We start from the raw sequence: 590 nt of genomic DNA on the forward strand, positions 1-590 counted from the left end.
GCCTAGACTTGCCAATTTACTTTCAAACAATCAAGATTTTTTACATGATGTCCAGCTAATAGATGCAACTATAACTGTTAATGGTCACAGCTATTCTGGTTATAAAGTATTAAATATTCTTCGTTTAATATCTTGTATTGATATGAATAAATCTGAATATGAACCAATATTAGATGATTATCCTGATGGACCAATGAGATTTTTTAAAATCGTCTTTAAAGAAGATATAAAAGAGCAATTTTGTATGGCAAGGTGTGAAGAATCTGAAGGGCGAATTGTGATGTCAGAGTCGTTACGCCAGTTTTTTATAAACAATAAAGTAAAAGGAATAGATTTATCCACATCATGTAATCAATCTATCTATGGATGATAGTGAAGCTTAAATAAAAATTCAATTAAGTATTTTAAAGGATGTTGTTATGATTTATCAACTTATGCTAGGTAATTATCCCAATAGTTATTGGTTCCAATATGACTCAACTGTAGTTGATCTTTACGAATTTTTACAATGCAAAAAGATTCAATCAAATAAACCCTTAGTTTTTAAATTAGAAAAAAAAGTGAGTGAAAAGCGTTTACTCTCTTATGAT

Annotated in this window: 1 protein-coding gene; it reads left to right on the plus strand. The window is 28.6% G+C overall.

Going from position 1 to position 590, the window contains the following annotated elements; genetic code table 11:
• Positions 1-370, plus strand: a 370-nt coding sequence (locus J3U56_RS12015; protein ID WP_267367966.1) for an imm11 family protein, incomplete at its 5' end; no start/stop codon positions are given.
• Positions 371-590: the final 220 nt, after the last annotated feature.

The sequence above is a fragment of the Gilliamella sp. B2824 genome (genome assembly GCF_026536245.1).
In the GTDB taxonomy this organism is placed as follows: domain Bacteria; phylum Pseudomonadota; class Gammaproteobacteria; order Enterobacterales; family Orbaceae; genus Gilliamella.